This window comes from Collinsella sp. AF19-1LB (assembly GCF_003459655.1).
Lineage (GTDB): Bacteria > Actinomycetota > Coriobacteriia > Coriobacteriales > Coriobacteriaceae > Collinsella.
This window is the reverse complement of record NZ_QRWO01000053.1, coordinates 1-4,111: the sequence shown is the minus strand read 5'-3', so window position 1 is coordinate 4,111 and position 4,111 is coordinate 1. Positions and strand designations below refer to the sequence as shown.

The following is a 4,111-nucleotide window of genomic DNA, read 5'->3' as shown; positions in this document are numbered from 1 at the left end:
GGCTCTGTTAGACCATAATTGACATATAGGTGATGCCACCGTGGTATAATTGAATTGTTAACCACGGCATTGGAGCAGGTATGAACGCCGAGGATCTGGTCGTCACCCTCAAGAAGAACATGGCGAAGCTAAGCAAGTCCGAGCGCCGCCGCGCAATCGAGTCGGTACGCGACGTCATCCGCGCCGCCATGTTCGACGATGCAGCGGGAACTAGCTACGAAATCCAGCGTTGCCCACGTTGCGGTTCGGTCGCTATCGTTAAAAAGGGCAAGTCCAGGAACGGTGAGCAGCGCTACCTCTGCCGCGACTGCGGCAGGACATTTTCAGACTCCACCGACCGGATCCTCGGCACGAGCAAGCTGCCCCGCGAGACCTGGATGGCCTATGCCGAGTGCTTCGTTCTCATGCTCCCTCTCCGCGAGTGCGCCGATCGCTGCGGTGTCTGCCTCAAGACCGCCTACACCATGCGCCACAGGCTCATCGAGTGCCTGAAGGAATATTCGCCCACGTTCCATGTGGGGCAGGGGCAGGCCTGCGAACTCGACGAAACATACTTCCCCGAGTCCTTCAAGGGCAACCATTCAAAGGGCTCCTTCACTCTGCCGAGAAAGGCTCGCCACCGCGGCAAGCAGGTCCATAAGCGCGGCCTCTCCCGCGAGCAAATCTGCGTCATGACGGGCATCAGTGACACGAACGCCACCTTCTTCGAGGTCTCGGGGCGCGGCGTGGTCTCGCGCAAGCGTGCGGCGGAGGCCCTTCGCCACCGTATCGGCGCAGGTGCGGTCGTCGCCACGGACAAAGCGACCGCATACATCGATGTGCTGTGCGACCTGAAGGTCGCCTCGCATGAGTCCTATGATTCCAAGGACCGCTCGGAGGGCACCATCAACCGCATCAACACCGTCCATTCGCTCCTCGACTCGTTCATGGCGCGCTTCAAGGGGGTATCCACCAAGCATCTCGGCACCTACCTCGACTGGTTCCGCTGGTGCCGTACCTTCATGGCGACCGACTCCCGCACAGCTGAGTCCACAGTCGCACGTCAGCTCGCCAACGGCATCTGCGCCACCCGCATCCGCGACATGTTCAACGTCCTGCCGCCCTATATGGACTACTGGGTCTCGAGGGCGGCATAGTCCGTTAAAATGGTGGCACCGTGGTATACACGAGAGATAGGAGCCGCCATGCCGTCGAACATACCAGCAACCACTATCAGGATCGAGCCGGAGGTAAAGAGGGAAGCGACCGCCATCCTCGACGAACTCGGTCTCTCCATGTCCACAGCGATGAATATGTTCCTCCGCGCGGTGATCCGCGAGGGCGGCATGCCGTTCGAGATGAAGGTAAATAAACCCAATGAATAATAAGGCGAAAAAGGCAATCTGTAGAAAAGAAGATTTGGGAAATGAAGCATCTGTTGAGCAGTTTTTTGTAGATAGGCTTCTGAAGCGCTTGGGCTGGTCAGACAGTCAAATTAAAACAAAGGAGAGCATTTCGGAGCTCAGCATAAACTTGGGCCGAAAAAAGATCCCTTATAAACCCGATTACGCTCTTTCGTATAGAAGAAAGGTGCGTTTTGTCATTGATGCCAAATCAACAAAGGAAAACCTAGATGATTGGGTCGGACAGTGCTCTAGCTATTGTCTTCTAATCAACCAGGGCTATAAAGACAATCCAGTCCAGTACTTCGTTATAACGAACGGTTTGAAAACCATGCTGTACAGATGGGATAGTCGAAATCCTGTTCTCACATTATCTCTATCTGATATGAATAAAGGGTCCAAAGCCTTCGACACCTTTGCAGAATACCTGTCACCGCAGTCTTTTAACGCGACTCATCCTGCTGGGCTCTCAAGCGAAACAAAAGAAGAGCGCATCGTACTGAAACAAATCGGACCTTCTGCGGTAAATAAACTATTCGGAAGTGCGCATTCCTATATCTATAAGCATGAACATCTCAGTTATGGGGCCGCTTTCACTGAATTTGTGAAGGTGATTTTCCTAAAAATGACCTCCGATAAAGAAGCGCATGAATGTAGCGAAGGATACGAAACGGATGAAGGCTATTCTGTACCTGTTTCACGAGCTAAATTTTCATCACAATGGATAAAAAAGGCCGAGGAAACGACTCCGAATCCCGTCAACACGATCCTCTTCGCTAAACTGGTAAAGAACTTCGAGGATCTGATCGCTCAAAAAAAGAAGAAGCGCATTTTTGAACCTAACGAGAAGATACGGTTGTCCGCCGGAACAATCAAAGAACTTGTTAAGCGATTTGAAGAAGTCGATCTCCATCTCATCGAAGACGACCTCAATGGTCGCATGTTCGAAACGTTTCTGAACGCAACTTTAAGAGGCAAATCACTTGGGCAGTATTTTACGCCGAGAAGTATTGTTGATATCGCTGTTGGCCTATCAGATCTGCATGTCGGTAGAAACATCTCTGATTGCTCGCAAATTATAGATGCATGTTGCGGCTCCGGCGGGTTCCTTATTGGAGCTCTAAATGGCATGTGGGAAAAAGTTGATTCCAATGCTTCTCTTTCTATGAAAGAGAAGCAGGAAATCAAGAAAAACATTGCTGAAAATTGCATATGGGGCATCGATGCAGCTAGGGATCCAGCTTTAGCACGCATTGCTCGTATGAATATGTTCCTTCATGGAGACGGCGGGAGCAAAATCTTCCAGTTAGATTCCCTAGATAAGAATATCACCGTAGAAGAAGACGCGGATTCGCTCGAACTTAGAAGCGAGAAAAAGGAGTTTCGAGATGCAATTTCCGGGCGTAACGGCTATTTCGATTTGGCGCTAACCAATCCACCGTTTGCTGCGGAGTATAAATGCTCCGAACCGTCTGATTTAGCCCTTCTCAAAGATTACTCCATCGCTCATCGTCCAGATGGGAATGGAATCTCGAGCTTGCGTGGGACCGTACGTTCAAGCGTTCTATTTATTGAGCGTTACTACGACATTCTAAAACCTGGCGGTTCTTTAATAACCGTGCTAGATGATGGAATACTTGGAGGTGAAGACACTTCTTACGTTAGGGATTGGATTAGAAGTCATTTCATTGTCAAGGCGGTTATATCGCTTCCCGGTGACGCATTCCAGCGCTCTCAGGCAAGGGTCAAGACGTCGCTGCTCTTCTTGCAGAAGAAGATCGATGCCGCCCAAGAACAGCCTCGAATCTATATGCGGTATTGTTCGTATGTGGGGCTAGATAGTCCCAACAGGGAGCGAGTTCTTCCGTCTGATGCAATTACAGCGCAAAAGGCGAAAGAGGAAATCACCGATATCGTTGATGGATATAAAGCATTTTTAGACGGCGATTCTGAAATTGCTCGACTTTATTCAGTTGATCCAAAACGTATAGAAAACCGAATGGATGTGAAAGCGACTCTTCTCGTTGCAGGCAGAAACGTCGAAAAATGGAACGAACGGGGTTTTAAGGTTCGCGCCGCCAAAGACATCGCTGAACCCATCTGGGCTTCCGGTGCCGCCTGTGAGGACCGAGCGGGTGACCTCTTTTGTACCAGAGGGGATAACAAGAGAAAGAAAGTTACCTTTGCAGTGGTTAAGTATGACGGAACGATTGCTGCGGGTGATGAATCTTACGCTGAGGATGTTAGTTATGAGTCGCTTTTTAAGTTAAAAAAGGACGACGTCGTTCTAAGTAACATCAACGCTGTTAATGGCGCTGTTGCCGTTGTTGATTCGAAAACAGCCGGTTTATACGTATCTTCTGAATATACCGTTATTCAGCCAAAAGACCCGTTGACTGTTTATACGCTATGGTCGCTAATCAGATCTGATACCGCCCGCTCAGATTTGATATTGCTTTCTACAGGTATTGGAAGGACGCGAATTTCTTGGGACGTTCTTAGCGAGCTAAAACTTCCGGTTCCCAATCTAAAAGCGATTCAGGTTATTCAAGAAAGAATGGAAGAACTAGCGGAAACCCGAAAGAAGGAGGCAGCGCTTCTTGAAGAGGTTAGCCAACTGGTTAACATTGATATCTGTAATTCAGACGAGCGTGCTTTGTCGGTTTTGACCGCGTTCAAACCACCGAAATAGACTAATGCCCGGGAGCAATTCGAATTGCTCCCGGGCA

3 protein-coding genes are annotated in these 4,111 nt (G+C 49.7%); all 3 read left to right on the top strand.

What is annotated here, in order from left to right:
- Positions 1 to 80 precede the first annotated feature (80 nt).
- The 3 genes from DWX39_RS10580 to DWX39_RS10570 are packed head-to-tail and all read left to right on the top strand — an operon-like array spanning position 81 to position 4,074.
- A complete protein-coding gene (locus tag DWX39_RS10580; protein WP_199411500.1) occupies positions 81 to 1,136 on the top strand; it encodes an IS1595 family transposase in 1,056 nt (351 codons plus the stop codon).
- Between the two features lie 48 nt (positions 1,137 to 1,184).
- On the top strand, positions 1,185 to 1,364 hold the full coding sequence (locus DWX39_RS10575; RefSeq protein ID WP_117638271.1) for a type II toxin-antitoxin system RelB/DinJ family antitoxin: 180 nt from the start codon (positions 1,185 to 1,187) through the stop codon (positions 1,362 to 1,364).
- A complete protein-coding gene (locus tag DWX39_RS10570; protein WP_117638272.1) occupies positions 1,357 to 4,074 on the top strand; it encodes an N-6 DNA methylase in 2,718 nt (905 codons plus the stop codon). Before DWX39_RS10575 ends, DWX39_RS10570 begins: the two co-directional genes overlap by 8 nt.
- Positions 4,075 to 4,111 lie beyond the last annotated feature (37 nt).